This window comes from Croceicoccus sp. YJ47 (assembly GCF_016745095.1).
Classification (GTDB): Bacteria; Pseudomonadota; Alphaproteobacteria; order Sphingomonadales; family Sphingomonadaceae; genus Croceicoccus.
Window position 1 is genome coordinate 2,980,738 of record NZ_CP067087.1, and the last position, 23,478, is coordinate 3,004,215.

Here is a 23,478-nt window from a genome sequence, read left to right on the forward strand (position 1 = left end):
TGATGTCGCCCGATGATTACAGGAAGCGGGCCGGGTTCCGCCGGTCTGTGGCCAGCCCGCAGGCAGTCGGCCCGAAAGTTTCAGGGCCGATTACGGCTTATCAGACACTCGATCTGAGTGATCCGGCCCTGATCGAAATGATGCGCGGGGGCCGTATTGGCGTGGCCGGTGTCGCGGTCAACGAGATTCAGGCGCTTCGGAACAGCACGTTCTTCCGGGCAATGTCGCTCATAGCCGGCTCGATGGGCATGCTGCCGATCCACCTGATGCGCCGCAAAGACGATGGCACGACCGAGAAGGCGAAGGACCACCCGCTGTTCAACGTCCTGCATCGCAAGGCCAACGATTTTCAAACGGCGGGACAGTTTAAGAGCTACATGCAACTGGCGGCTTTGCTGGACGGCAATGCCTACGCGATGAAGATCCGCTCGCGCGGTGCGGTTCGCCAGTTGGTGCCTTTGCCGCGGCGCCGGGTCACGCCGCAATTGTCCGATAGTTGGCAGCTGACGTTCAAATACGATCGCCCGAAAGGCGGATCGGTGACCTTGCAATCCGACGATGTGTTTCATTTCCGTTCGCCGATGACCTTGGACGGTCTGAACGGCGTCAAGCTGCTGGACGTAGCGACCGATACGCTGGGGCTGGCCCTGAAGGCGCAGCACGCCGCAGCGCGGTTGCTGACGAAGGGGTCCATGGCCCGCGGCGCTCTCGAAACGGAGCAGACGCTGGGCGAAGAGGCTATCAGCCTGCTGAAGCAAAGTTTGCGCGATGACTATGCGGGCGCCGATGCATCCGATGACTGGATGGTGCTGGAAGAGGGGCTGAAGGCGAAGCTGTTTGCGTCCTCGGCAAGGGATTCGCAGCTGCGCGAACTGATGCAGGGCGAAGCGGAAGAGGTCGCGCGGTTTTCCGGCGTTCCCCGCCCATTGTTGATGTTCGACGAGACGAGCTGGGGCAGCGGCATCGAGCAGCTGGGGCTGTTTTTCGTAACCTACTGCCTGATGCCGTGGTTCGTCATCTGGGAAGAGGCCATCTGGATGTGCCTTCTGAACGAGCGCGAGCAGGACACCATGTACGCCAAGGTGAACGAGGGCGCGCTGCTGCGCGGATCGCTGAAAGACCAGGCCGAATTCTTCAAGGCGGCTCTGGGTCCGAACACCGGTTACCTTTCGCAGAATGAAGTGCGGGAAGCCTTTGACCGTAATCCGCGCCCTGACGGCGACGACTTGCCGCGCAACGGGACGAGCGCCGCGGCGATCAATGAAGAGGACATGCAGGATGCGTCGTAAAGGTCTGTTGCAGGTTCGCGCACAGCGGCCCCCAGAAATCACTGGTATCGGCAGCGGATCCGAATGGAAATTCGAGACGACCGCTTTGGCGCCCGACTTTCAGCATTTCGAGGTCCGGGCGCTGGCCAGCAGCACGCCTACCATTTCGATCTTCGATTACATCGGCGACGATGGTGATGGCGGGGGTGTCTCGGCATCCCGTATTGCCGGAGCCCTGCGCCAGATCGGCAACAAGCCGGTGACGGTCGAGATCAACTCACCCGGCGGTAGCTATTTCGAAGGGGTGGCGATCTACAACCTCCTTCGCCGGCACACGCAGCCGGTGAACGTCCAAGTTCTCGGCATCGCGGCGTCGGCTGCTTCGGTGATTGCGATGGCTGGCGATGAAATCGCGATCGCCCATAATGCCGAGATCATGATCCATGAGGCCCGCGGTCTGTTTTTCGGCACCAAGTCGGAGATGAAGGACGGGTGGGAGACGCTGGGCCGCATCGATGATGCGATGACCAGCACCTATGCCGCCCGCACCGGGCGCGACAAGGCCGAGTTCGACGCGATGATCGCCGGGAAGGACGTGTTCTTTCGCGGGCAGGAGGCGATCGACGCTGGCCTCGCCGATGTGATGATGGAGCGCGAGGCCGAAATGCCGGTCTATGCGTCCGCGAATGATTTCCCGAGCGACAAAGCCTCGCTCGACCGGTTTCTCGCGAAGAATGACATGCCGCGGTCTGCGCGTCGTGATCTTTATCGCGCGATTGGCACGCACAACGCTGCCGAACCCGCCACGCCCAGCGCTGGCAACGAACCGCAGGCGGATCTTTCCGTCCTGTTTCAAGCCCTCACCGTCTGAAAGGACAATGACGATGAATATGATTTCCAACCTGCGCGGCGCTGCCGCGACGGGCCGGGGCCTCGTTGCCGTGCGCGCCGAAGCCCAGCCCAAGACGCCCGCTTCCATTCCGGAACTGGCGACCGCCTTCGAAGCGTTCAAGGCTACGCACACCCAGCAGCTCGACGAAATCAAGGCGGGCCGCGAAGATGTGGTGACGAAAGACAAGCTCGAAACGATCAATGCCGCCCTCAGCGAACTGCAGGCCGCAGTCGATGAGCAGGCCAAGATCACCGCTGCGGCCAAACTCGGCAATGGCGCAGTGATCGGCGATATTCAGGGCGACCCCGAATATACCGCGGCATTCAAGCAGCACATGCGCAAGGGCGATAACGCCGACAGCGACATCAAGGCCGCCATGCAGAAGGGCACCGATGCGGACGGCGGTTATCTGGCGCCGATCGAATGGGACCGCACCATCGGCGAAAAGCTGAAGAAGATCAGCCCGATGCGCGCCGAAAGCCGCGTTATCACGATTTCCGGCGCCGGCTTCAAGAAGTTCTTCAGCGACCGCAATGTCGGTTCGGGTTGGGTCGGTGAGACGGCATCCCGGCCTACCACTGCCACTCCGCAGATCGGCCAGGTCGAGTTTCAGCCCGGCGAGCTTTATGCAAACCCCGCCATTTCGCAGGGTCTGCTGGACGATGCCGCCGTGGATCTGGAACAGTGGCTTTCCAGCGAGGTCGATACCGAGTTTGCACGCCAGGAAGGGATCGCCTTTCTCTCGGGCGACGGTTCGAACAAGCCGCACGGTGTTCTGACCTATGTGGAAGGTGCTGCAAACGCGACGCGCCACCCCTATGGTGCGATCAAGGTGCTGAACAGCGGCGCGGCTGCTGCCTTCACCGGCGATGGCTTTCTCGACCTCATGTACGACCTGCCGAGCGAATATGCGCAGAACGCGAAGCTGTTCATCAATCGCCTCGCCATGGGCAGCGCGCGCAAGCTGAAGGACGGGCAGAATAACTATCTGTGGCAACCGTCCTATGCCTCGGGCCAGCCCCAGACCCTTGGTGGTGCGCCGGTCGTGGAAATGACCGACATGCCTCCGGTCGCCGCGGGGAACATCGCCGCGCTCTACGGCGACATGGAAGCCACCTATTTGGTGGTCGACCGCATCGGTATCCGCGTTCTGCGCGATCCGTTCACCAACAAGCCGTTCGTGCATTTCTACACGACCAAGCGCGTCGGCGGCGGTGTCCACAACCCCGAGCCCATGCGCGCGCTTCGCATCGGCACGGGTACCTAATTCAGTCGGGCCGGGTTCGCCCCGGCCCGGGTCTGATGAACCAGGAGACAATTCATGACCAAGAAACCCGACAGCAATGGCGTGAAGCCCGCCGACAACGTCGATACGTCCGGTGCGCCGCAGCAGATCGTCCCCGACGTCGACATGGAGCATCCCGCCGTCGACAATGACCCGCGTGCAGGTACGTCGGCCGAGCAGAACAAGATCGACTTCAACGACCCGACGCTTTCGGGATCGGAAGCGGTCGAGAAGAACCTGAAGGACCTGGACAAGGGTTGAATGGATGCGCTGGCCTTCGGGTCGGCGCGTCTTCATAGGAGACTGCCATGGCGCTTCCGGTTTCGCTTGATGAGGCAAAACGTCAACTGCGCGTCATCGGCGATGATGAAAACGATACTATCGCGGATTTCATCAAGGACGCCGCTGGGTGGGTCGAAGAATATACCGGCCATTTGCTTGAACCGAGGGAGGTTCGCGAACGCTTTTCCAGTTTCGAACGGCTGCAGCTGCGACATTGGCCGATTTCAAACGAAACAGTGATCGTGACGGTGTCAGGTACTGTGCTCGCAGATGCGAGGTTGCTAAGCGCAGTTCGCCCGGCTCGCCTTCTGCCTGCAGCCGATGCCGCTTGGCCCCGTCTAAACGGCGGAGATGTGGTGGAAGTAACCTATATTGCAGGATATTCGACGCCTGCCGATGTTCCTCGCAACTTCGTTCGGGCAATGTTGGTACTGATTGGCGGCTATGATGCCGACCGTGAAGGCGGTGAAGTGTTTCAGGCGGCGGAGGAAACCGCCAAGCGGCTGTGCCGGACGAAAAAGGCTTGGGTCGCATGAGCGCCGGGCGCCGCCGCGACCTGATCGTTTTTGAACGGGCGACCCAAGTAGAAAACACCTTGGGCAATGTTCGTGAACAATGGGCTGAGTACAAGCAGGAATACGCTGCCATATTCTACGGCAGAGGTGCTGAGCGCCGCCAAGCAGCAGTCGAGCAGGGCACCCAATCCGCAACTTTCCAGGTCAGGATTAATGCGCGAACTCGCGCATTGACGGTCAGGGACCGAATACTGTTCGCCGGGGTATGGGACATTGAGGGCATTGCACTCGACGCGCCAAAACGAGGTCAGATGGAAGTGACCGCGGTTAGGGTCTCTTAATGGCTCGTGAGGTCGTCCAGCTCATCGGTATGCGCGAACTTGAGCGCGCTCTAGGAGAGTTGCCGAAAGCAACTCGCCGTAGGACCGCTTTGAACGCGCTACGAAAGGGAGCGGAGCCGCTTGCTAAGGCCGCAAGAGCGCTGGCGCCGACGGATAAAGGCAACCTCAAAGAGGGTATCAAGGTCAGCGCTACTCTCGCCCGCTCTCAGCGAGGATATAAGGGCAGCATCGCAGACGTCGAAATGTATGTCGGGCCGGGGCAGCACCCGCAGGCTATCACGCAAGAATTCGGGACATTCAAAGAACCAGCGCAGCCCTATATGCGGCCCGCTTGGAGCCTCACCCGTTACAGCGTGCTTGATTTGATCGGCGCGCACCTTGGCATTGAAATCGAGAAGACGGCAGCGCGGGAACGCCGCAAGGCCGAGCGGGGCAGATAGATGGAAGCAGCGTTGCGCGCTCGCCTGTTGGCCGACGCCGGACTCTCGGCGCTCGTCCAGAAGATTTCGTGGTTGGTCCGGGCGCAGAGCTCAGCGCTGCCCGCGATCACCTTGCAGAAAGTCACCCTTGATCGCGGCTATACATACGATGGCGCGTCTGGTTTTCGGGGTGAAACTGTCCAGTTCGATATATGGTCGAACGATGACGAGATGCTCTTGCAAATCCGAGGCGCCCTGACCGCTGCACTTGAAAAAAGCGCAGTTGCAGGCGGGGTGACGTTTTCCCCTTCTTTCCTCAATTCCGAACGCCAAACAGTCGAAGATGTGGCGGGCGTCGGTGCCGTGTTCAGGATTAGCCTGGACGCGATTGTTTGGTGGCAACCCTCTTAGGAGTAATGACAAATGACTGACGCAGTGATCGGCTATGGTGCCCAGTTTCACCTTTCGACCAATGTGACCGCAGCAAACCTCGCGAAGGTGGCCGAGGTTATCGAGATCGGGCTTCCCGACCCCCAGACTGCCGACGCTGAGGCAACACACTTTGAATCGCCCGGTCGCCAGCGCGAATATATCCCCGGCCTGATCGACAATGGCGAAATCACGATCGGTATCAACTGGATCCCGGGCTCCGATACCGATGCGCTGATCAAAAGCGCGCAGGAGGACGACGCGTCGCGTGCAATGAAGATCGTTATCCCGACTGGGACGGTCGATCAGGAGTTCAGCTTCCTCGGCATTGTGAAGGGCTTCGCGAAGAATGTTCCGATGGATGATCGCATGACCGCCACGGTGACGATTCGTGTTGCTTACGCGGTCACGCAGGCTGCGGCGGGCGCATAACATGCCGAATGCAATCAGAGGTGAGACGACGCTGAAGGCGGGCGAGGAAACCTATACGCTTCTTTGCGACATAAATGCGCTGTGCCTCGCCGAGGAGCAGTTAGGCATGGATATCGACATGCTGCTTGCCCGCTATTCCGGCGGGACCAGCACGCGGCTTGTTCGCGGATTGCTTTGGGCGGCGCTACAGGCAAAGCACGAATGCACGATTGAGCAGGCTGGTAATATCATCACTGATGCAGGTTTTCTGTCGGCCAAGGCGGCGCTGGAAACGGCGTTGCTGCTGGCGATGCCTGCGCCGGAGGATAAGAAGCCGGGAAAGGCTCCGAGGAAAGCAAAGGTTGGGACTGGCTGAAACTGTTCCAGCTATGGGCAGAGATGGGATATGACCCCGAAGTGTTCTGGCGGCAGACGCCTCGCCTTTTGAAAGCAGCGATCGCCGGATATACGAACCGCGAGCGCTCAGCGCATCGGGAAATGATGTATGGCGCATGGCATGGAGCCGCCTTTCAGCGGGCTAAGAAGATGCCGCCCCTTAACCAGGTCTTGGGCGACAAGCGGAAAGCGCAGACACCGGAACAGATGCTGGCGATCATGCAGTCGCTTGCGGTTTAATCGCGATTGTGCCGCGATCGGTACATAATGCCATGCACGCAATAGGGTGCAGCGACCATAAACAACCCGACTGCCGCTGCGGCCCCTTGTTGTGCCGCCCCGGGCATACCGAATGACAATAATATCAAAATCGCGCCTAGCACCGCGCCGACGTAAGTCAGAACGCCAAATATCTTCATGCCGAATCCCCTTTCACCTTTGATACGTAGGAGCGTCGCTTATGGCTAGTAGTGTCGTAGGCGCCCTTCGGGTCGTCCTTGGTCTGGACAGTGCTGAATTTGAAAGCGGCATCCGCCGCTCGCAGCGCTCGGCGCGCGGGTTCGAGGGCACGACGCGGACGCTGAGCGGGGCTGTCAAAGGGCTTGGTGCGGCGCTGGGTATCGTTAGTTTCGGCGCGGCGGCACGTGGTTACCTTAGCCTCGCAGACCAGTCAGCGAATCTCACGGCCCAATTAAGGCTGGCGACGCGCGAGACCGGCAGCTTCAGCAGGGCGCAAGAGGATGTGCGTCGTATCGCTGCCAATTCGCGTGCCGGCCTATCCGAAACCGCTCAGCTTTATGCCACGTTTCAGCGGAACGCAGCCGACATTGGTATCACTCAGCAACAGTCCGCCCGTTCCACAGAGACGATTACAAAGGCGTTCAAAATCAGCGGCGCTACTGCTGCGGAAGCGGCCTACGGTCTTAGGCAGTTCCTTCAAGGTCTCCAAAGCGGGACTTTGCGCGGCGAAGAATTGAACAGTGTTCTGGAAAATGCTCCACGACTGGCAAAAGCTTTGGCGGACGGTCTTGGAGTGACGACCGGGCAACTCCGTGAAATGGGTTCGGCGGGGCAGATCGGCGCGCGTGAGATTGTTCAATCGCTCGACGATGCTGCTGAACAAATAGATGCTGAATTCAGAGAACTTCCGATGACGTTTGAAGACGCTATGACGGCGCTTCAGAATTCAGCGATTGTCACCTTCGGGGGGTTCGATCGTGGCGGTCAGTTTTCCCAGATGCTCGCAAACTTCTTCATGCAAGGCTCTGAGGGCTTTGCTGACATGGAGCAGGACGCAGAAGACACCGGCATTGCGGTTCGCGCATCATTTGAGGGTTTGGGGGACGTGTTCGATCCTCTTCTGCAAGGTGCCATTGAGGTATTTGGCGGGGTGCGCGCCGAGGCGGAAAGCGCGCGGGATGTTATCGCTCAGATACTGCGCGGATACGATCGCCTTAATGCCGTCGATAATTGGATCGACGAAAAGGTTTGGGGCCTCGAAACGCGCAGCCTCGAAAAAGATTTCTTGCTAAGTTACGACCGATCTGAGCGGCGGAGCCGGTCTCGTATAGGCGAGCAGATGATCGCTGATTGGAACCGGGGTTATGACGCCCTCGGCAATCCAATTGCTTCTGATCGGCGTGGCGGAGGCAGCGCAGGAGGCGGCGCTGCACAACGAAAGAAGGCGGCTGGCGGCGGACGTTCAAGCGCAGCATCGGCAGCACGCAAGGCAGAGGCCGAGCGCAACCGTATAGCCCGCGAGGCCGAACGCGCAGCCGATAATATGCGCCGCTTCACGGATGAAATTGGAAGCCAGCAAACTGGTCTGGCAACATCCCTTGCCGAACTGAGCCGGTCTGTTGAGCAACGCGCTGATGCCGAGTTAAGCGAAATCGAGAACCGGCGGGCTGCGTATGAGCGATCAATCCAAGCAGACGATGCGCTTAATGACGTTCAAAGGCAGCAGCTTCTTGTTCTCTCCAACCAGCAAGCGGATGCAGATGCGCGCCTGGTAAAGCAGCGCCTTGCCGATCAGATTGCCGAACGAAATGCTCGCATCGAACAGGACCGCGCCGACCTCGCAATCGAGTTGCTGCAATACACCGGCGATCTTGCCCGCACGGCAAAGGAGGCGCGGGCCGTAGAATTGCGGATCGTGGATTTGGCGTTTGATGCGGAGCGGGCTCGGCTTGAACAGATCAAAGCAACCAGTGCGGTCGCCAGCGCAGAATACCAATATGCAGAGGCCCGTCTTGCCGCCCTGCCGGGGTTGCGCGGAATGGCGCAAGCAAGCGCGCGGCGACAGACGATGGGGCCGATGGAGGCCTATCTCGACACTCTACCACGATCTGCCGATGAAGCCCGGGAGGCGCTCGAACGTGTGCAGGTAGATGGCATCGATGGAATTGTCGAAGGTTTGGCCGATGCGGCAACCGGCGCGCGCACGCTGGGCGACGTGTTCAAGAATGTCACGAAACAGATCATCGCAGACCTGATCCGCATTCAACTTCGCAAAGCCATCGTAAGTGGGTTGTCGAGCGTGCTGAGCGGGTCCGCTGGTTCGTTCGGCTCGACCACCGCGGGGTTCGGGGCCGGCATAGCGGCAGCTTCCAATATCAGCGTGACCGGCTTTAATTTCGGTGGAGCGCGGGCCAAGGGCGGCCCTGTTTTGCCAAGCATGAGCTATCTGGTCGGCGAACGGGGGCCAGAGATATTCAGCCCTGGCTCGGCAGGAACGATTATTCCGAACCACGATCTCTATGGCGGCGCCAATCTGCAAGTCGAGGTCGTGGCGAACAATAACGGGTTCGGCGCGATCGTGCGCAACCATGCCGGGCAGGTGGTGGCCGAGGCCGCGCCGTCACTCGTCGATGCGGGAGGCAGGGCGGGCGTCAACCGCGTTGCCTATCGCAATTCGCGGCGCGTGGGTTAGGCGCGGGGTTTTCGGAACGCAGCGATGACGTGCTTTGGCAATACCTCGGCGGCTTTACGTGCGCGCTCGAAATCAGCGTGGGTCCATTCCGGATTTTCGTCGAACTCTCGGGATGGGGTCGTCTTGCCCATTGTCCTGCTTCCTCCCTTTACCGGTGTGGCGGCGAACAACGCTTCTACCCAGAAATCTTACGCGGGGACACTATGATCGAACTCCCCGACGATGTGGTGCCCAACGGCGTTTCCGCATCGATCATCGATTATGGCATCACCCTGCGCCCGGCGACGGGTGGGGCAACGCAGCGGGTCGGGCGAGCGGGTTCGCGGATGCGAGTGGATTACGTATTTCCGCCAATGGTGGGCGACAAGGCGCGGCGGGTGATTGCGCGGTTGATGAAGGCTAAACGGGTCGGAGGGATCCGCATGCCGTACTATTTGCTCGACGTGCCGCAAGGCATTCCGGGGGCGCCGGTGGTGGATGGGTCAGGGCAGGCGGGCACATCGCTCTCCCTGCGCGGTCTGACGCCGCATTATGCGTTCAAGGAAGGGTTCTGGCTGTCCATCGTGGATGAGAACGGCCTACCTTATCTGCACAATGTCGGTGCGCCTGCGGTTGCGGGGGCGGACGGGTTGGTGACGCTGACCGTCGAGCCGCCCTTGCGCTGGCCGTTCGCCGACGGGGCAACCGTTCTCGTCGCGCAACCTGTGGTCGAGGGCTTTATCGACGGCGGCGAATGGTCGTGGGACATCAACACGGCCCGTCATTACGGGTTGTCGGTGACGATCGAGGAAGCGGCATGATTGCGCTGATCGGGCTGGTAAAGATCGAATTGCCCGGCGCCACGGTACGTCTGTGCGATGGCGGATTCGTGACGTTCGACGGCGAGGTCTATCGGTCCGCCGATCCGGTGTTCGGTGTGATCGGTTCGATTTCCCCGCTGACCGATGGGGTGGGCGAGGAAATACCAGCGCTCGAAATGGTACTGCTGCCTGCCGGTGACAGCGCGCCGGCGCAATTGTCGCAGCCGGGGTTTCAGCGCAGCGTGGTGCGGTTCTGGGTCGGCGAATACGATCAGGACACAGGCCAGCTTATCGGTGTGCCGGATCTGCTGTTTCATGGGCAGATCGACGTGACGACCTTGCGGGTGGGACGTGCGGTGCGTGAGCTGGCCATGACGATCGTATCGACGGCGGAACGCATGTTCATGCGCAACGAGGGCAATTCGCTTTCCCCGCGCTGGCACAAGAGCGTGTGGCCGGGCGAGCAGGGCCATGACAACGCGATCGGCCTGACCGTGCCGGTGTCGTGGGGCGTCGAGAGCCGGCCCGTTGCGTCGCCCAGTGCGGGCGGTTCGTCCGGTGGGAGCCGCCTTTCCGACATGCAGAGGCTGCGATGAACGAACTGCTGCGCCGCAAGGAGGCGGTCGAGAAGACGCTCGCGAAATATCGGGATAAGCCGTTCGACTGGCGGCGGGGGCAGACCTGCCTTCACATGCTGCGCTTTCACCTGCGCCTGATGGGACACGCGCCGGAACCGCTCCCGCGCGTGCGGTCGGCGATCGGGGCGCGGCGGGCGCTGAATTTGCGCGGGTGGCAGGACGTGGGCGACATGCTGGACGCGATGCTGCCGAGGATCGCGCCGGCGGCGATGTTGCTGGGCGATGTGGCGTCGTTCCGGTCGGATGACGGGTTCGGGGCGATCACGATCAACCTGGGCGGCAAGGTGATGGGCTGGCACGAAGATGCGCCGGGGATGACGGCACTGGAACCGGTCGAAATTGCGGGGGCGTGGCGGGTATGAGCAAGACGATGGCCAAGGTCGCGACTATCGCTGGCGCGGTGGCCTTGGTTGCGACCGGCGTGGGTCCACTCCTGGCGGGTGGCGCGCTGGCAATTGGCGGAGTGGGGGTGGCCTCTACGGCATCGCTCGTCGCCGGTGTGGCGTCGATCGGCGCATCGCTCACCGCCAAAAAGCCTGCCGCGCGCGGCTCGGAAAGTTCGGTGCTGATCGAGACGGACCCGCCGCAGCCCTATGTCATGGGCCGCACCTATTCGGGTGGCATCATGCGCCACGACGTTGCCTATGGCGGCAAGGTCAACGACGTGAATAACCCGTATCGGGCGATGGTCATGGTCTATTCGGGCGCCGGGCCGGTCGATCAGATCACGCCGCAGGTCGATTATCAGGCGGTGCCGTCATGGTATGCCAATTTCATGGCCATCGACACGCAGACGGGGGCGACGCCGGAAGCGAACGCACTGGCGCCGTTCTGGGCCGGCATGCCGCGATGGGGCAGCGCCTACAAGCTATCGGGGCAGGCGGCGATCCTGTGGAACCTGCGCTTCGACAAGAAGGGCAAGCGGTTCGCATCGGGTGTGCCGCCGATCGGGGCCATCGTTCGCGGGGTGCGCGTCTACGATCCACGACAGGACAGCACGTTCCCCGGCGGGGCGGGACCGCAGCGGATCGATAACGAAGCGACCTGGACCTATTCCGACAATCCCGCGCTTCATGCCATCGCCTATGCCTACGGACGTCATCAGAACGGCCGCAAGGTGTTCGGCGTCGGCCTGCCGGCAACCGGCATCGACATGGCGCGCATGGCGGCATGGGCGAATGTCTGCGAGGCCAATGGCTGGACGGTGTCGGGCACGATCTACGAGCCGGGCGACCGGTGGAACAATCTGAAGGACATCATGGCGGCGGGCTGCGGCGAGCCGACCTTTGCCAACGGGGTGCTGACCGTGCGCTACCGCGCGCCGCTTCCCGCGCTCGACACGATCACCGAGGCCGACCTTGCCGATGGCGATATCAGCGTCACCGCGATGCAGTCCTATCGCGACCGGCTGAACGGGATCATTCCGAAGTATCGGAGCGAAGATCACAACTGGGAATATGTGCCGAGCGATCTTGTCTCCGTCGCCTCCTACGTGGCCGAGGATGGCGAGGAAAAGCACGAGGAGCGGCAATACAACCTCGTCGCCGACCGCGATCAGGCGGCGCAGCTTGCCGCTTATGATCTGGTCGACGCGCGTGAGTTGGGGCCGGTGGAGATCACGCTGGGCCCGCAATGGCGTATGGTGAAGCCGGGGGAATGCTACCACCTCGACCTGCCGTCGCTCGACCTCGACAGCGATGCCATCGTGCTGGCGCGCGATTTCGATCCGGGGTCGATGACGGTGAAGCTGACCTTGGTGAGCGAAGACCCGGCCAAGCATGGCTTTGCGCTGGGCCAGACCGGCACCGCACCGCCGACGCCCGCGCTGGGCGATCCGCAGGAGCGGGACGAAACGCACGCGGCGCTGACCGGCATCGGGGTCTATCCGGTCGCCGACGAGGCGGCGATGCTGGCGCTCGACGCGCGGCGTGGGGACATCGCGGCGCGGGCCGATGTGAACAAGAACTTCGTCCACAATGGCGGTACGACCGGCACGCTGGCCGATTGGGGACCGCTGCTGACCCCCGACGAGGTTGCCAGCGCCACCTATGCCGCCAGCGCCGGGAGCGCGACCACGGCGGGCAGCGTGGGCGCTTATTCGGAGGCCGACATCGTCGCATTGCAGGATCGCATCGCCGCGCTCGAAGCGCAGTAACGGAGTAACCACATGGCCCTGTTTCCCACCGTCGCCGCGCCCCTTGTGGCGTGGCGGGCGACCCCGCTTGTCGAACAGATCATCGTCGAGGGGTTCGATCTTTCCAGTGCGACGTTCCGTCTCGAGGTGCGCGACAGGCGCGATGGCGGGCAATTGCGTGCCGGGCTCAACAATGCGAGCAACGGTGTCGAAGGGATCGAGGTCACCGGGGTTGAGACGGTGAATGGTCTGCCCATCACCTTTATCGAAGTGCGTTTCGATCAAGCCACGATCGACGCGATGCCGCCTGCGCCAGAGGCCGGGGAGGACATCGAACTGGTGTGGGGCATGTTCATCCAGCCCGTCGATGTGCCGAAATTCATGGCCTTCGACGGGCCGTTCATCCTGAAAGCGAGTGCAATATCATGACCATTCGAGTGAGCGTTGGCGATAACACGCGGGCATCGGCCTTGTTCAAGGAACAGGCGCAGGCAGCGGCGGCGGCATCCGCACAATCCGAACAGGACGCAGCGACGCGCGTAACCCTCGCCACCCAGCAGGCGGAACGCGCCGAGGATGAAGCCGACCGGGCAGGCGTGGAGGCCGACCGATCGACGGACGCGGCGATGGAGGTGGTTGCGCCCATCAAGGCCAGCCTTTCGACACCGCAGGCCGGGGAAGCAGGGGTGGCCACGCTCGCCGCCGGGGCGCGCAGTTATGGCGACAAGCTGGTGGCCGATGCGCCGATCACCGGGCCGGGCCGGATCACCGGATTCGATACGTGGTGCTTCGTCGAGGGTGGGCAGGTCGAATTCGTCCTGTATCGCGATAATGAGGACGGCACGTTTTCCGAGGTCGGGCGGCGCACCGAATCCACCACGGGCCAAGGCGCGGCATGCAGCATCGTGTTCGACGTTCCGGTCGAGTTCGGCGATTACCCAGTCCGCACGGCCTATCGAGAAGTTGACGAGAATGCGCTTTCGGCTCTCGAACAGGCGGGCAACTTCAAGATCGTGGGGCCGGGCGTGTTCCCCGCGTCCTTCGCCACCGCCGACACGGGCGCATCGCCTGTGCGCGCGATGGTGCAGACGCAATACGAGCAGGACGTGCAGACCGTGACCGCCCCGGCAGTTTCAAGTCTGGATCAGCGCTTGCTGGTCGTCGAAGCGCTCTCCGCGCCCGACCCGCTGGATATTCCGCAACCGATCGAACCCCGCCGCATCCGCCGTGCCGCTTACGATGGCGAGCCGCGCCAGTATGCGCAGACGGACCCGATCACGGTCAGCACCACGACGAACGCGACGATCACCGGCGGAACCGTCTATCCTCGCACCACGGACAAGGTGGCGTTCCTCGGCGGCAACTGGATACTTGGCACCAGTTATCCCGGCGAACTCTACCGCTACAACCAGTCCGTATATTACGGTCCGGGCGAGGGGCAGGGTTATGTCGGGCGCAACCCGATGATCGAAATGGTGGTGACGGGTTCCGCCGTGGAGTTCGCCACCCAAGGGGGCGCGAAGCCGTTCTGGATTTCCATCGACGGCGTGTTCACGAACGCCAACGGCTACACGCTTTCGAATACGGACGGCGAGCCCAAATATGTGAAGCTCGCGTTCGCCACGCCGCTCGATCAGGCGCGGGTCAAAATCTATTTCGCGGCGGGCGTCAATTACGGCGAAACGCGCGTTCCGGCGGGGGCGTTTCTGTCCGATCCTGCGCCGGTCTATTCGGCCAGCGCGATCTGGATCGGAGACAGCATTACCGAAGGCACGCAGGTCAGCCACGAGTTCAAGACGTTCCCGGCCATCGCATCGGGGCGGCTTGGCGTACGCGATTACGTCGCCAGCGGTGTGGGTGCGACCGGATATGTCGTGGCACCGGAAGGGCGTGTGACCTTCATCGAGCGCATCAACGACGTTCTGCAAGGGATCGACGGCGGGCCGCCAGATCTGTGCGTCCTGTGCGGCGGTCTGAACGATCCCTACAGCACGCAGGCAGAGCAGGATGCGTTCGACGCAGCCGTGCTGGACTATGTGACCGCCCTTCGCGCGGGTGCGCCCAACATGACGATCATCGGTTACGGCCCGATGCCGACGCAGAACGGCTATGACCCGCGCCTGTCCGGGCAGGAAGCGTCGGTTCACGCCGTCATGGACCTCTTCCCGAATTGCTTCAAAGCGAGCGTTTCCGACGCCGCCAATCATCCCGATTGGACGAGTTGGTTCGGGCTGGACAGCAACGGGCAGTTCGACGGAACGCACGTCATGGATCCGGGCCATGCTCACCTTGGCGAACTGATGGGCGAGGACGTCAAGGCAATCCTGCTGTGACCATCCTCACCGCAATCGCCGTCACCGCGCGGGTGATGTTGATCCTTCTCACATGCGCGCTGATTATCGGGCGGTGGCGGCAGTTGTGGGCGGTGCTGTCCAAACAGGCGGGTTGGCCGACGCATCTGTCCGAGTTCATCGTCGTGTCCATGGCGATTGGCGGTTCGGTCATTTCCGCCGTCAATATCTTCCCCGATGCGGGGTGGCATATCCCGAACGCATTGCGCCTCGCCGTCGTGGACGTGGGCCTCGTCCTGTTCTGCATCGCGCTGCTCACGCATGTCTATCGCACTGCCCGCAAGTCCGGCCCTGACAAGGCGCGCAAAGCCATGCTGTGCGGGTGCGGTATGTGCGTGCCGGCCGCCGGGTTCGTCGTTCTGCTAACCATGGGCGGGGGCTGATGAGTGCCGATTTATCGAGACATTCCGCCGAAATGGTGGGCCATCGTCCTGGGCGTGTTCTTCGGATCGATGGCGCTCATCACGATCAACGGCGCGCGCGAGGGCTACGGTAAGGCCGTTCTGACTGCGGCGGGCATTGCACCGCTGCTGTGCCTCGTCGCGGGCGCATTACTCCCGACCGGCACCTCGCTGGAAATGGCGGCGCTGGTCGGCGGTGTAACGGCATTGGGCGGCACGGCATTGGTATTGGGGCTGGCCAAGAAGGCGCCCCTGATCTTGGGTGCGGCGGTCGAGGCGGCGGCGCGATCGTATCTCACGGTCGACAAGGGCGAGACGACCCGTATTCGCGACGATCAAACGCCCGCCGCACCGAACCCCGAACTGGAACAGATGGCGAGGAAGATCGACGATGACAATTCATAACAGGCGGCTGATTTTCGATGCTGTCCGCGAAATGTTGGGCCGTGGATTCCGCCCGTCGGAGGTGGAGGATCTGGACGAGGCGATCGACGAAGCCATGAGCATCGTCGTGGTCCACGCGCCGAAGGCATCGCATCGCCAGATCAACGCGAACGGCGCGCGTCTCATCAAGTCGTTCGAGGGCAAGGAACTTGTCGCCTACCCGGATCCGGGCACCGGCGGGAAGCCCTACACGGTTGGTTACGGCGCGACCGTGGGCATCGACGGGAAGCCCTTCCGGTTGGGGCAGACAATCGACGACGCAATGGCCGATGCGCTGTTTGCGAAGGATATTGCCCGGTTTGAAGAGGCGGTCGATGACCTGACCGGCGGCAATGCGACCGACAATCAGTTCGCCGCAATGGTGTCGCTAGCGTTCAACGTCGGTAAAGAGAATTTCGAAGATTCGACGCTCCTGCGCAAGCATCGCGCGGGCGACTATTCCGGCGCCGCCAATGAGTTTGCGCGATGGAAATTCGCCAACGGCAAGGTGCTCAACGGGCTGGTTCGCCGCCGCGCCGCCGAAGCCGAGCTGTATCGGTCATGACCGGCACCCCGATGGACCACCTGCGCAAGCTGGCCGTGGTCTGCCTCACCGTCATGGCGGTGGGCGTCATCGCGTTTCTGTTCATGCTCGTCTGGCCGACACGCTCTGTCACCGCCGAGATGGCGGGTTGGGCAACGGCGGCGTTCCTCGCCCTGCGCGAGTTCATCAGCAAGATCGAGAACATCGTGAACGGGCCTGCAAGCCCGCTGCCGGAGGAAAACCAATGATTGAGGGATGGCTCACCACGAAGGCGCTATTCGGCCTGTCCCGTGCGGGATGGGTGGGCATCGGCATCGCCCTGATCGGCGCGGTGTGGTTCTGGCTCTGGATGGCGGAGCGGGCCGACGACCGGACGAACCAGACACTCGGCGCGAACAAGGTCGTTATCGAACAGCAGGAGCAAACCAATGAAGTGCTTTCCGATGCGCTTGGCGCTGACAATCCCGATGCTGTGCGCGATCAGCGCCTGTGCGACAAATACAACCGCGCCGGTTGCGCCCCCGCCGCCCGCTGACGTCTATTGCTCCATCGCGTTCGGTATCAGCTATTCGCAGGCTTTGGCGGGGGTTCTGGACGGGTCGGCGAACGCATACGACACCAAAGATACAATCGACCAGATCAAGCGCCATAACTCGCGCTATGAGTGCGTATGCAATGGGGATTGTCCAAGGAAGTAGCTGCGGGCCGGTCGCTACTCCGGCGCATAGGTTTGTTTAACGTGGCGGCCCCTAAATACCATCTCCGCGTGTCTGCTTTCCACGCCGCCGCAGCCCGCACCTTATGCCAGATTCACCTTTCGTTCGCAAGCTGCTTCAACTCATGCAGCGCGGGCAATATCTCGTCCTCGATCAGCTTTCGCGCGTCGAGAAAGGCAACGAAGGCATCATTGCGAATCACCATGCCGTCAGGGTGTTTGCCAGCCTCGGGAAACAGTTTGAACCTGTCGAATAGCGCCTGTGTGCGTTGGGGTAGATCTTGCTTCATGCCGTGGTTATAGCGGGCCGGGCGGGGATGGTCATGCGGTTTGGTTGTCCTGTAGGGCGGAACGAGCATGTTCGCAGAACTCGCACTCAACTTCGTCCAACCCGAACTCATAGACACCTTCCCCGGAACATTTCGGGCAGTGATCGCGAGCCGCCTCCAAAGCCTCCCGATAGCGTTTCAGCGCGTCGGCGGCTTCTTTGCGGTCGCATCGCATCATTCGCCGATCCTTATCGAGCAACCGCTCTTCCAATTCCTTCGACATCATCCATTCTCCATCAGATAATCGCGGACGGCGAGGCCGAAATCATCGCCCCATTCGATGCCGAAAGCTTCAGACAAGGCGAGAACCACCTCGTCGGCCCATAGCGTTTCCCCCATGCGCTCTTTCGGTAGCATTCCAGCGCCTCAGCCATCGTCGCGGGTTGTGGCAAGTCGGCGTCAAAACCGCTGTCGAACCGCTCGTCCGTGCCAAGCAATGCGATATGCTCGCTTTCGCTGGTCGGGGCGCACGATGCGTCGGCAGATACTTGGCACTCGCACACGCGGAACCACCAACCGGGCAGCGTGGCTTTGAACTTGGCTATCATTTCTTCAAGCCCGGTTGCGGGCGCGGTTTGCCAGTCCATCATCCATTCTCCATCAGAGAGGCCAGAACGGCGGTCGCGAGCGCGCGAACATCGCAGGCGAACAAACCCACCTGACCAGCATGGAAGGGATTGAACTCGACGCAGGCCGGCGTGTCGCCAATCATACCAAGGTCGATAACCGCACTGTCAGTTTCCATTTCTTTGGCGATCTGGCGCGCGAGGGCGACCATCGCGTCCAAGCCGTTCCACGGTTCACTATTCATGTCGGCTTGCTTCCGCCACGCGACACCGTGCGGGACCGGATAGTCGATAGGCGTCAGCGTATAGGCCGCAGGGGACCACGTTACGACTTCTCGACCGATCACGAAGAAGCGGTGTTCAAATGTAAAGTCGACCAGTTCCTGCACCATCAAGGGAACGGGGCTGTCGATAAAACTGTAGGCCATATCCCCAACAACATCGGCGACGGATTCGCCTTGGTTGACCACCGCATTGAAGAACTTGTCGAAGCCAGACTTGATATAGACGTCGTGGCCGAGTGCGTGAAAGCTTTCAACGCGCCCCTGTAATCCGTCGAACAAAGTGGTTTCGAACCGACGCCCACAGTGCCTCAGGAAAGCACGGTCATTCCAGTAAGCCAGCGAAAAGCTGTGACGAAATCTGTTCCCACGAACACCAAAATCGGCCTCACTATTGCCTGTTGCTGGCTTAACCATACCATCCGAAGCGTCATACAGCGCCTTGAACAAAGCGGCATCCTCAAGGCGCTCTTCGGGATCGTTGGTATCGCGCAGTCGATAGGTCCATTCCCTGCCCATCATCCATTCTCCATCAGATAATCGCGGACGGCGAGGCCGAGAGGGGTGAGAATGATCGCCACCCAATTGCCGGTTCCAAGGTGCCCTGCGACAAGGCCCTTCCTTTTGAGGCGACCGGATATTCCCGACGATGACCACTTGTTCGTCAACGCCGCCCTCTGCGCATCCGTCATCCCCGCCGCGATCTGTGCTGCGTCAGTCATTGGGGGTGGCCTTCATGTGTTCGCCGCGTTCGATGGCATCTGCCATTGTTCGCGGTGAATTCTGGCGCACGTGGTCCGGGCTAATGGCCACAAATGTCGGCTGTTTCCGCAGCCACGCCACGATTGCCTTGCGCTCATCCATCGTTCTTGTCCTTACCTGCGGGTGGGATAGGGCGTTCGATCCGTTCGGGAAACTGGCATTTCAGCAGGCGCGATTGTTCGACCATCATTTCGCAGCAAGCCATCGCAGCCTGTCTTGCATGGTGGTGGCTTTGATCGAACGCACGGGCACTAATCATTGTGGGCAGGTGTGTAACCTCCACCCATGCGGCGTTCGGTCCGCAATGCCACATGCCCGATGACGGTTTATCCTCGATCAGACGAACGTGATATTTATCACCCATCATCCATCTCCTTCGATAAGCGTAACAGTCGCGCCGGTCTGGATGCCTTTGCCGCCGCTGTCCCGGCGCCAGCGTCGAACGGCCGTCCATTTCGCTGCCCATTCGGACGGCGCTTCAACGGTGTAGGTCTGATCCACCGATGCAAGGTGCACGCTGTAGCGGGCCATCACGCTTCCCCTTCGGTGTGCTTGGGGGCGGGGGCGAATTGGCGTTCGACGGTCTGGCGCTCCTGTTGCTCTTTCCCGTTCCAACGCGGTTCTCGGTTGCGGTTGCCTGTCTTGGCGATGGGATTCATGCCCCATATTTTCCGCCCCATTACGCCTCTCCTTCCGACGGCCCGGCCAGCAGCGCCATTCGCGGCGTGCCGGTTTTGTATTCGAGCGCCAGATCGCCCCCGATGCGCTCATGCACGGTCTGTCCGTTGCTCATTACGATGTTCGCAAGGAAGGCTTGTTCGAACGTCTCAATGCCGCTCTCGATGCTTTCCAGTTTGGCTTTGATCGTCAGCAGAAGCGCCCGCCCACGCTGGCGCCGCGCCTGTTCTGTTTTCGCCGCGCTCTGGGCTGTGGTCAGCGTCTTGCCGTTGCCGTCCTTCGTGGGAATATCGCTGTCAGGTACGAACGGAACGCGAAACTTGATCATCCGGTCGCCCAAGGTGAACTGCACAGCGAAACTGGCGCGGTCCTCGAACTGGCCAAGCTGATCGGCGCCCGCTTTGCGCAAGAGCGCCATGATCTCGCTGATCGACTTCTCGAACGAAACCTTCGTCGTTTCCGCGTAGGCCATCACGCTTCCCCTTCGGTGACAGCGGCCATCGGTTTACACAGTCCGGGTAAGTGATTGAAATCATAGGGCGGGGAGGAGGTTCGGTTTACAAGAAAACGCCGCCTTTTCAATTGGACACGAGAAATCATAATCCGCGTGTCGGGGGTTCGAGTCCCTCCTCCGCTACCATATGGCGTACCGGGTGCCCCATGAGCGCCGCGGTTCTTTTCGGAAAATCTCGAAAATATTGTGCGGTTTGGGGAGTATTTGCTCCCCCATGTGCCATGATTTTGTCCGTGACAGCGCGTCAACGGGTCGGCCCCGTTCGACATTGCATATCGCTAAATTTCGCCGCTAAAAACCAGCGATGGGATTCAGGAAACCATTCAAGGCCGTTCCGATCCGCCTGGGTGCGCATTACCGGCGAAAGGCCCGGGCCGAGCAGCGCAAACAGTCTCTACGAACGCTCGCGATCGCGGCCCTGGTCGGCCTGACGATCGGGATTGCCAGCGTGTGGGTATCTTGACCCGGCCACGGATGACGCGGCCTTCGCTGGCGTTCGCGCAAATTCGGTCTTAATCGTGGCGGGCGAAGGAGAGCAACATGGATTACGTCACGCTTGGCCGCTCGGGTTTGAAGGTTTCGCCTCTGTGCCTCGGCTGCATGAGCTACGGCGACACGCGCCGGGGCTGGCACGGTGACTGGGTCCTGGGGGAGGAAGAAAGCCGCCCGTTCATCCGTGAGGCGGTGGAGGCGGGGATCAATTTCTTCGACACGGCCAATATGTATTCCGGCGGATTGTCCGAAGAGGTGATCGGCCGCCTGCTTCCCGAATTCGCCCATCGCGACGAGCTTGTCGTGGCGACCAAGGCGTTCCTGCCTTGGCGCCAGGCGCCCAATGCCGGCGGTTTGTCGCGCAAAAGCCTGATGCAGGCGATCGACGATAGCCTGACGCGGCTGAACATGGATTATGTCGACCTCTATCAGATTCATCGCTGGGACGACGATACCCCGATCGAGGAAACGATGAAGGCGCTGCACGACATCGTGAAGGCGGGGAAGGCCCGCTATATCGGCGCGTCGAGCATGTATGCGTGGCAGTTTGCCAAGGCACAGGAGGCCGCGCGCGCGCATGGGTGGACGCCGTTCATTTCGATGCAGAACCACGTCAACCTGCTCTACCGCGAGGAGGAACGCGAAATGATCCCGCTCTGCACGGATCAGGGCGTGGGGCTTATCCCGTGGAGCCCGCTCGCACGCGGAAGGCTCGCCCGCGCCGCGGACGAACGCACCGTGCGCAGCGAAACCGACGGGTTTGGCAAGACGCTGTATCGACAGCATGAGGATGCCGATCGCGCGGTTATCGAGGCGGTGGGCGAAATCGCCGCGGCGCGCGGGGTCGAGCGCGCGACGGTGGCGCTCGCCTGGCATTACTCCAAACCCGCGACGATTGCCCCCATCGTCGGCGCGACGAAGCCGGGTCACATCGCCTCCGCCGTGGCCGCGACCCGGCTTTCCCTCACCGCGGAGGAGATTGCCGCACTGGAAAAGCCTTATCAGCCCAAATGGCCGGTCGGGGTGGAAAGCACGGCCCCGCGCGATCTTGCGCTGACAATGCGAAACGCGGTTGGCGAGGGCGCCTAGGTTCGGGGCATTCGCGGCGCCGCCCGGCGGTTGTTAAGGCGCGACGACGTCGTGCGACATCGGGGCCAGCTTGGCGAGGAAGCGATTCTGCACCGCGAAGGGCACGTTTTCTTCGCGCATGGCCTGTTGCAGGTTTTCGACCAGCGCGTTCATGTCGCGCATCCGGACGCCCATCGCGGCGTGCGCGACCACCATGTCCCGCCCGGTGTAGGCACAGCCCGCGCCAAGGATATAGCAGAACTGTTCGAACAGGGTCCGCCTGAGCCGGACCGTGTCGCGGCTTATGAAGATGGAGGCGATGCGCGGATCCGATTCCGACAGTGCGACGGTTCGCTCGGCAATCCGGCGAATGCCGTCCTGCCCCCCGAAATGCGCCGCCATCGCGGTCCCGCCAAAGGGTTCCGCCCCGGCATTGCGATCGTCCTGCGTATAGGGATCGACGGGGAATTCGCCTGTGACCGGGTCGCGAACGCGTTCCTCCACGCCAAATTCCTTGTCCCAGTCGACATCGGCGTGGGGCGCGGCCTGCATGGTGAAAAGTGCGAAGAAAATGCTGATCATTTGAAATGGCCTCGTACCGGGGCGGATTGATAAACGCGAAGGTCATTCACAGGGCGAGCTGCGCCGACAGGAATGCGCCGCGCTGATCCTCGAACGTGGCGATGGAGCCCAGATCGGCATAGGCTGCGGTTATCGTGAGGTGATCGCTCACCGCATAGGCGGCAAAGACATCCATCCAGTTATCTTCGCCAAGCCCGAGATTGTCCGGCTTGCTCCGATACTCCGCGCCCAGCACGGCGCGGCGCGAAAGCTGATACGCGAGGGAGCCTTCGAATTGCAGGCGATTCCTGCCCTCCGGCCCTCCAAAGCCGAGCAATCCCCCCTGATTTCCCTGTGTCCGGCGCACCGTGGCCGAGGCGAGAATGCTGTGTGAAAGAAAGAGTTTCGACGCGCTCAGGAACAGATCCGTGCCCGTCTCGTCCCTCGCACCCACCGCGCGCACGATACCGGCATCGCGGCTCCGCTTGTGCTGCGCCCCGATGCTGATTTGCGGGAGCAGCGGGTCGCCATAGACGAGGTCGCCGAAGAGCCGCAGCTTCGCGCCGAAAATATCCTGATTGAACGCGAAACCCTCACCGAGGCCGAGCGCAGCACCGACATCGCGGGTGTCGAAATTCTGACGCGTATAGGACAGTTCGACCCGGTTCGAGATGCCGATCGCGACGCCGTGGCTCTGAAACCCGAAATCCGGCAATTCCACGAACGTGACATGCCCGGTCATCCCGATATCACCTCGCGTTTCCAGTCCGCCTATGGTCGCCCAGGTGGCGAGTCCGCCACCGCTCGCCCCTTCGACCGCGCTGACCCCGTTGGTGAGGAGCAGCTTCCCACCGGGCAGGAGCGCCGCATCGCGCATGTCCGGAACGACCGGCTCTGCATCCTGCGCGAGGGCGGGGGTAGCAATCGATAGGAATGCGCCGAAAATGGCAGGAATGAAAACGGTTCTGCTCATGCGCCGCTATCTACGGCCGCATCGTTAAGAGCACCCTAATCACGGGGTCGGCCCAAGCACTTTATTAAGCTTTCGACG

36 protein-coding genes are annotated in these 23,478 nt (G+C 61.6%); 25 read left to right on the forward strand and 11 right to left on the reverse strand.

Annotation, left to right across the window (positions count from 1 at the left end):
- Window positions 1-2: 2 nt before the first annotated feature.
- The 12 genes from JD971_RS14545 (at window position 3) to JD971_RS14600 (ending at window position 9,170) form a co-directional block, all read left to right on the forward strand.
- Window positions 3-1,289 carry a phage portal protein gene (locus JD971_RS14545; protein WP_236672401.1) on the forward strand — a complete coding sequence of 429 codons (1,287 nt, stop codon included), beginning with the start codon at window positions 3-5 and terminating at the stop codon, window positions 1,287-1,289.
- Window positions 1,279-2,139 (forward strand): head maturation protease, ClpP-related, encoded by an 861-nt coding sequence (locus JD971_RS14550; protein ID WP_202084503.1) that lies wholly within the window; start codon window positions 1,279-1,281, stop codon window positions 2,137-2,139. Before JD971_RS14545 ends, JD971_RS14550 begins: the two co-directional genes overlap by 11 nt.
- Window positions 2,027-3,427: a phage major capsid protein gene (locus tag JD971_RS14555; RefSeq protein ID WP_202084505.1), complete on the forward strand. Its 1,401-nt coding sequence runs from the start codon at window positions 2,027-2,029 to the stop codon at window positions 3,425-3,427. Before JD971_RS14550 ends, JD971_RS14555 begins: the two co-directional genes overlap by 113 nt.
- A gap of 54 nt (window positions 3,428-3,481) precedes the next feature.
- Window positions 3,482-3,706 carry a hypothetical protein gene (locus tag JD971_RS14560; protein ID WP_202084507.1) on the forward strand — a complete coding sequence of 75 codons (225 nt, stop codon included), beginning with the start codon at window positions 3,482-3,484 and terminating at the stop codon, window positions 3,704-3,706.
- A gap of 47 nt (window positions 3,707-3,753) precedes the next feature.
- Window positions 3,754-4,263 (forward strand): phage head-tail connector protein, encoded by a 510-nt coding sequence (locus JD971_RS14565; protein ID WP_202084509.1) that lies wholly within the window; start codon window positions 3,754-3,756, stop codon window positions 4,261-4,263.
- The gene (locus JD971_RS14570; protein WP_202084511.1) at window positions 4,260-4,583 is read left to right on the forward strand and encodes a head-tail adaptor protein; all 324 of its coding nucleotides are present in this window, start codon (window positions 4,260-4,262) and stop codon (window positions 4,581-4,583) included. Before JD971_RS14565 ends, JD971_RS14570 begins: the two co-directional genes overlap by 4 nt.
- The gene (locus JD971_RS14575; RefSeq protein ID WP_202084513.1) at window positions 4,583-5,023 is read left to right on the forward strand and encodes an HK97-gp10 family putative phage morphogenesis protein; all 441 of its coding nucleotides are present in this window, start codon (window positions 4,583-4,585) and stop codon (window positions 5,021-5,023) included. The genes JD971_RS14570 and JD971_RS14575 overlap by 1 nt, the downstream gene beginning before the upstream one ends.
- The gene (locus JD971_RS14580; RefSeq protein WP_202084515.1) at window positions 5,024-5,413 is read left to right on the forward strand and encodes a DUF3168 domain-containing protein; all 390 of its coding nucleotides are present in this window, start codon (window positions 5,024-5,026) and stop codon (window positions 5,411-5,413) included.
- Between the two features lie 12 nt (window positions 5,414-5,425).
- Complete coding sequence (locus JD971_RS14585; RefSeq protein WP_202084518.1) at window positions 5,426-5,863, forward strand: phage tail tube protein; 438 nt, start codon at window positions 5,426-5,428, stop codon at window positions 5,861-5,863.
- Window position 5,864: 1 nt separating this feature from the next.
- On the forward strand, window positions 5,865-6,218 hold the full coding sequence (locus tag JD971_RS14590) for a hypothetical protein (protein ID WP_202084519.1): 354 nt from the start codon (window positions 5,865-5,867) through the stop codon (window positions 6,216-6,218).
- 23 nt (window positions 6,219-6,241) lie between these two features.
- Entirely contained in the window at window positions 6,242-6,478 is a 237-nt protein-coding gene (locus JD971_RS14595; protein WP_202084520.1) for a hypothetical protein, read from the forward strand.
- A gap of 220 nt (window positions 6,479-6,698) precedes the next feature.
- Entirely contained in the window at window positions 6,699-9,170 is a 2,472-nt protein-coding gene (locus JD971_RS14600; protein ID WP_202084521.1) for a tape measure protein, read from the forward strand.
- Here JD971_RS14600 and JD971_RS16900 read toward each other — a convergent pair.
- Window positions 9,167-9,301: a hypothetical protein gene (locus JD971_RS16900; protein WP_256435265.1), complete on the reverse strand. Its 135-nt coding sequence runs from the start codon at window positions 9,299-9,301 to the stop codon at window positions 9,167-9,169. The two genes, JD971_RS14600 and JD971_RS16900, sit on opposite strands and share 4 nt — an antisense overlap.
- Window positions 9,302-9,373: 72 nt before the next feature.
- Here JD971_RS16900 and JD971_RS14605 point away from each other — a divergent pair, with 72 nt between their 5' ends.
- The 11 genes from JD971_RS14605 to JD971_RS14655 all read left to right on the forward strand — a co-directional run bounded on the left by JD971_RS14605 (window position 9,374) and on the right by JD971_RS14655 (window position 16,996).
- Window positions 9,374-9,970 (forward strand): hypothetical protein, encoded by a 597-nt coding sequence (locus tag JD971_RS14605; protein WP_202084522.1) that lies wholly within the window; start codon window positions 9,374-9,376, stop codon window positions 9,968-9,970.
- The gene (locus tag JD971_RS14610; RefSeq protein WP_202084523.1) at window positions 9,967-10,566 is read left to right on the forward strand and encodes a hypothetical protein; all 600 of its coding nucleotides are present in this window, start codon (window positions 9,967-9,969) and stop codon (window positions 10,564-10,566) included. Before JD971_RS14605 ends, JD971_RS14610 begins: the two co-directional genes overlap by 4 nt.
- A complete protein-coding gene (locus tag JD971_RS14615; RefSeq protein WP_202084524.1) occupies window positions 10,563-10,970 on the forward strand; it encodes a hypothetical protein in 408 nt (135 codons plus the stop codon). Before JD971_RS14610 ends, JD971_RS14615 begins: the two co-directional genes overlap by 4 nt.
- A complete protein-coding gene (locus JD971_RS14620) occupies window positions 10,967-12,763 on the forward strand; it encodes a phage tail protein (protein WP_202084525.1) in 1,797 nt (598 codons plus the stop codon). The genes JD971_RS14615 and JD971_RS14620 overlap by 4 nt, the downstream gene beginning before the upstream one ends.
- Window positions 12,764-12,775: 12 nt before the next feature.
- The gene (locus JD971_RS14625) at window positions 12,776-13,171 is read left to right on the forward strand and encodes a hypothetical protein (protein WP_202084526.1); all 396 of its coding nucleotides are present in this window, start codon (window positions 12,776-12,778) and stop codon (window positions 13,169-13,171) included.
- Window positions 13,168-15,075, forward strand: a complete 1,908-nt coding sequence (locus JD971_RS14630) for an SGNH/GDSL hydrolase family protein (protein WP_202084529.1) — start codon at window positions 13,168-13,170, stop codon at window positions 15,073-15,075. The genes JD971_RS14625 and JD971_RS14630 overlap by 4 nt, the downstream gene beginning before the upstream one ends.
- The gene (locus JD971_RS14635) at window positions 15,072-15,476 is read left to right on the forward strand and encodes a hypothetical protein (RefSeq protein ID WP_202084531.1); all 405 of its coding nucleotides are present in this window, start codon (window positions 15,072-15,074) and stop codon (window positions 15,474-15,476) included. The genes JD971_RS14630 and JD971_RS14635 overlap by 4 nt, the downstream gene beginning before the upstream one ends.
- 3 nt (window positions 15,477-15,479) lie before the next feature.
- The gene (locus JD971_RS14640) at window positions 15,480-15,899 is read left to right on the forward strand and encodes a hypothetical protein (protein WP_202084533.1); all 420 of its coding nucleotides are present in this window, start codon (window positions 15,480-15,482) and stop codon (window positions 15,897-15,899) included.
- A 61-nt stretch (window positions 15,900-15,960) separates the two neighbouring features.
- Window positions 15,961-16,482: a lysozyme gene (locus tag JD971_RS14645; RefSeq protein WP_236672121.1), complete on the forward strand. Its 522-nt coding sequence runs from the start codon at window positions 15,961-15,963 to the stop codon at window positions 16,480-16,482.
- Window positions 16,479-16,709, forward strand: a complete 231-nt coding sequence (locus JD971_RS14650) for a hypothetical protein (protein ID WP_202084535.1) — start codon at window positions 16,479-16,481, stop codon at window positions 16,707-16,709. The genes JD971_RS14645 and JD971_RS14650 overlap by 4 nt, the downstream gene beginning before the upstream one ends.
- Window positions 16,706-16,996, forward strand: a complete 291-nt coding sequence (locus JD971_RS14655) for a hypothetical protein (RefSeq protein ID WP_202084537.1) — start codon at window positions 16,706-16,708, stop codon at window positions 16,994-16,996. The genes JD971_RS14650 and JD971_RS14655 overlap by 4 nt, the downstream gene beginning before the upstream one ends.
- 501 nt (window positions 16,997-17,497) lie before the next feature.
- On the opposite strand, the gene JD971_RS14660 is transcribed toward JD971_RS14655, so the two are convergent.
- The 8 genes from JD971_RS14660 to JD971_RS14695 form a co-directional block, all read right to left on the reverse strand.
- Window positions 17,498-17,731 (reverse strand): hypothetical protein, encoded by a 234-nt coding sequence (locus JD971_RS14660; RefSeq protein WP_202084539.1) that lies wholly within the window; start codon window positions 17,729-17,731, stop codon window positions 17,498-17,500.
- Between the two features lie 10 nt (window positions 17,732-17,741).
- Complete coding sequence (locus JD971_RS14665) at window positions 17,742-18,095, reverse strand: hypothetical protein (protein ID WP_202084541.1); 354 nt, start codon at window positions 18,093-18,095, stop codon at window positions 17,742-17,744.
- Window positions 18,092-18,874, reverse strand: coding sequence for an ATP-grasp domain-containing protein (locus JD971_RS14670; protein WP_202084544.1), 783 nt, complete (start codon window positions 18,872-18,874; stop codon window positions 18,092-18,094). Before JD971_RS14670 ends, JD971_RS14665 begins: the two co-directional genes overlap by 4 nt.
- Window positions 18,871-19,074 (reverse strand): hypothetical protein, encoded by a 204-nt coding sequence (locus JD971_RS14675; RefSeq protein WP_202084546.1) that lies wholly within the window; start codon window positions 19,072-19,074, stop codon window positions 18,871-18,873. Before JD971_RS14675 ends, JD971_RS14670 begins: the two co-directional genes overlap by 4 nt.
- Window positions 19,067-19,216 (reverse strand): hypothetical protein, encoded by a 150-nt coding sequence (locus JD971_RS14680; RefSeq protein WP_202084549.1) that lies wholly within the window; start codon window positions 19,214-19,216, stop codon window positions 19,067-19,069. The genes JD971_RS14675 and JD971_RS14680 overlap by 8 nt, the downstream gene beginning before the upstream one ends.
- Entirely contained in the window at window positions 19,209-19,481 is a 273-nt protein-coding gene (locus JD971_RS14685) for a hypothetical protein (protein ID WP_202084551.1), read from the reverse strand. The genes JD971_RS14680 and JD971_RS14685 overlap by 8 nt, the downstream gene beginning before the upstream one ends.
- On the reverse strand, window positions 19,478-19,645 hold the full coding sequence (locus JD971_RS14690) for a hypothetical protein (protein WP_202084553.1): 168 nt from the start codon (window positions 19,643-19,645) through the stop codon (window positions 19,478-19,480). The genes JD971_RS14685 and JD971_RS14690 overlap by 4 nt, the downstream gene beginning before the upstream one ends.
- Before the next feature lie 148 nt (window positions 19,646-19,793).
- Window positions 19,794-20,264 (reverse strand): hypothetical protein, encoded by a 471-nt coding sequence (locus JD971_RS14695; RefSeq protein WP_202084554.1) that lies wholly within the window; start codon window positions 20,262-20,264, stop codon window positions 19,794-19,796.
- A 346-nt stretch (window positions 20,265-20,610) separates the two neighbouring features.
- On the opposite strand from JD971_RS14695, the gene JD971_RS14700 reads away from it, so the two are divergent.
- Window positions 20,611-20,769, forward strand: coding sequence for a hypothetical protein (locus JD971_RS14700; RefSeq protein WP_202084555.1), 159 nt, complete (start codon window positions 20,611-20,613; stop codon window positions 20,767-20,769).
- 77 nt (window positions 20,770-20,846) lie between these two features.
- Window positions 20,847-21,887: an aldo/keto reductase gene (locus JD971_RS14705; protein ID WP_202084556.1), complete on the forward strand. Its 1,041-nt coding sequence runs from the start codon at window positions 20,847-20,849 to the stop codon at window positions 21,885-21,887.
- Window positions 21,888-21,920: 33 nt separating this feature from the next.
- Here the strand turns inward: JD971_RS14705 and JD971_RS14710 are convergent, their stop codons facing one another.
- Both JD971_RS14710 and JD971_RS14715 read right to left on the reverse strand, forming a co-directional pair.
- Window positions 21,921-22,448, reverse strand: a complete 528-nt coding sequence (locus JD971_RS14710; protein WP_236672122.1) for a group 1 truncated hemoglobin — start codon at window positions 22,446-22,448, stop codon at window positions 21,921-21,923.
- A gap of 46 nt (window positions 22,449-22,494) precedes the next feature.
- A complete protein-coding gene (locus JD971_RS14715; protein WP_371809663.1) occupies window positions 22,495-23,400 on the reverse strand; it encodes a DUF3034 family protein in 906 nt (301 codons plus the stop codon).
- Window positions 23,401-23,478: the final 78 nt, after the last annotated feature.

Coding starts and splice junctions, on each gene's coding strand:
- JD971_RS14545 (WP_236672401.1), top strand. CDS start 3: ATGTCGCCCGATGATTACAGGAAGCGGGCCGGGTTCCGCCGGTCTGTG.
- JD971_RS14550 (WP_202084503.1), top strand. CDS start 1,279: ATGCGTCGTAAAGGTCTGTTGCAGGTTCGCGCACAGCGGCCCCCAGAA.
- JD971_RS14560 (WP_202084507.1), top strand. CDS start 3,482: ATGACCAAGAAACCCGACAGCAATGGCGTGAAGCCCGCCGACAACGTC.
- JD971_RS14565 (WP_202084509.1), top strand. CDS start 3,754: ATGGCGCTTCCGGTTTCGCTTGATGAGGCAAAACGTCAACTGCGCGTC.
- JD971_RS14570 (WP_202084511.1), top strand. CDS start 4,260: ATGAGCGCCGGGCGCCGCCGCGACCTGATCGTTTTTGAACGGGCGACC.
- JD971_RS14575 (WP_202084513.1), top strand. CDS start 4,583: ATGGCTCGTGAGGTCGTCCAGCTCATCGGTATGCGCGAACTTGAGCGC.
- JD971_RS14580 (WP_202084515.1), top strand. CDS start 5,024: ATGGAAGCAGCGTTGCGCGCTCGCCTGTTGGCCGACGCCGGACTCTCG.
- JD971_RS14585 (WP_202084518.1), top strand. CDS start 5,426: ATGACTGACGCAGTGATCGGCTATGGTGCCCAGTTTCACCTTTCGACC.
- JD971_RS14590 (WP_202084519.1), top strand. CDS start 5,865: ATGCCGAATGCAATCAGAGGTGAGACGACGCTGAAGGCGGGCGAGGAA.
- JD971_RS14595 (WP_202084520.1), top strand. CDS start 6,242: ATGGGATATGACCCCGAAGTGTTCTGGCGGCAGACGCCTCGCCTTTTG.
- JD971_RS14600 (WP_202084521.1), top strand. CDS start 6,699: ATGGCTAGTAGTGTCGTAGGCGCCCTTCGGGTCGTCCTTGGTCTGGAC.
- JD971_RS16900 (WP_256435265.1), bottom strand. CDS start 9,301: ATGGGCAAGACGACCCCATCCCGAGAGTTCGACGAAAATCCGGAATGG.
- JD971_RS14605 (WP_202084522.1), top strand. CDS start 9,374: ATGATCGAACTCCCCGACGATGTGGTGCCCAACGGCGTTTCCGCATCG.
- JD971_RS14610 (WP_202084523.1), top strand. CDS start 9,967: ATGATTGCGCTGATCGGGCTGGTAAAGATCGAATTGCCCGGCGCCACG.
- JD971_RS14615 (WP_202084524.1), top strand. CDS start 10,563: ATGAACGAACTGCTGCGCCGCAAGGAGGCGGTCGAGAAGACGCTCGCG.
- JD971_RS14620 (WP_202084525.1), top strand. CDS start 10,967: ATGAGCAAGACGATGGCCAAGGTCGCGACTATCGCTGGCGCGGTGGCC.
- JD971_RS14625 (WP_202084526.1), top strand. CDS start 12,776: ATGGCCCTGTTTCCCACCGTCGCCGCGCCCCTTGTGGCGTGGCGGGCG.
- JD971_RS14630 (WP_202084529.1), top strand. CDS start 13,168: ATGACCATTCGAGTGAGCGTTGGCGATAACACGCGGGCATCGGCCTTG.
- JD971_RS14650 (WP_202084535.1), top strand. CDS start 16,479: ATGACCGGCACCCCGATGGACCACCTGCGCAAGCTGGCCGTGGTCTGC.
- JD971_RS14655 (WP_202084537.1), top strand. CDS start 16,706: ATGATTGAGGGATGGCTCACCACGAAGGCGCTATTCGGCCTGTCCCGT.
- JD971_RS14660 (WP_202084539.1), bottom strand. CDS start 17,731: ATGATGTCGAAGGAATTGGAAGAGCGGTTGCTCGATAAGGATCGGCGA.
- JD971_RS14665 (WP_202084541.1), bottom strand. CDS start 18,095: ATGATGGACTGGCAAACCGCGCCCGCAACCGGGCTTGAAGAAATGATA.
- JD971_RS14670 (WP_202084544.1), bottom strand. CDS start 18,874: ATGATGGGCAGGGAATGGACCTATCGACTGCGCGATACCAACGATCCC.
- JD971_RS14675 (WP_202084546.1), bottom strand. CDS start 19,074: ATGACTGACGCAGCACAGATCGCGGCGGGGATGACGGATGCGCAGAGG.
- JD971_RS14680 (WP_202084549.1), bottom strand. CDS start 19,216: ATGGATGAGCGCAAGGCAATCGTGGCGTGGCTGCGGAAACAGCCGACA.
- JD971_RS14685 (WP_202084551.1), bottom strand. CDS start 19,481: ATGATGGGTGATAAATATCACGTTCGTCTGATCGAGGATAAACCGTCA.
- JD971_RS14690 (WP_202084553.1), bottom strand. CDS start 19,645: ATGGCCCGCTACAGCGTGCACCTTGCATCGGTGGATCAGACCTACACC.
- JD971_RS14695 (WP_202084554.1), bottom strand. CDS start 20,264: ATGGCCTACGCGGAAACGACGAAGGTTTCGTTCGAGAAGTCGATCAGC.
- JD971_RS14700 (WP_202084555.1), top strand. CDS start 20,611: ATGGGATTCAGGAAACCATTCAAGGCCGTTCCGATCCGCCTGGGTGCG.
- JD971_RS14705 (WP_202084556.1), top strand. CDS start 20,847: ATGGATTACGTCACGCTTGGCCGCTCGGGTTTGAAGGTTTCGCCTCTG.
- JD971_RS14710 (WP_236672122.1), bottom strand. CDS start 22,448: ATGATCAGCATTTTCTTCGCACTTTTCACCATGCAGGCCGCGCCCCAC.
- JD971_RS14715 (WP_371809663.1), bottom strand. CDS start 23,400: ATGAGCAGAACCGTTTTCATTCCTGCCATTTTCGGCGCATTCCTATCG.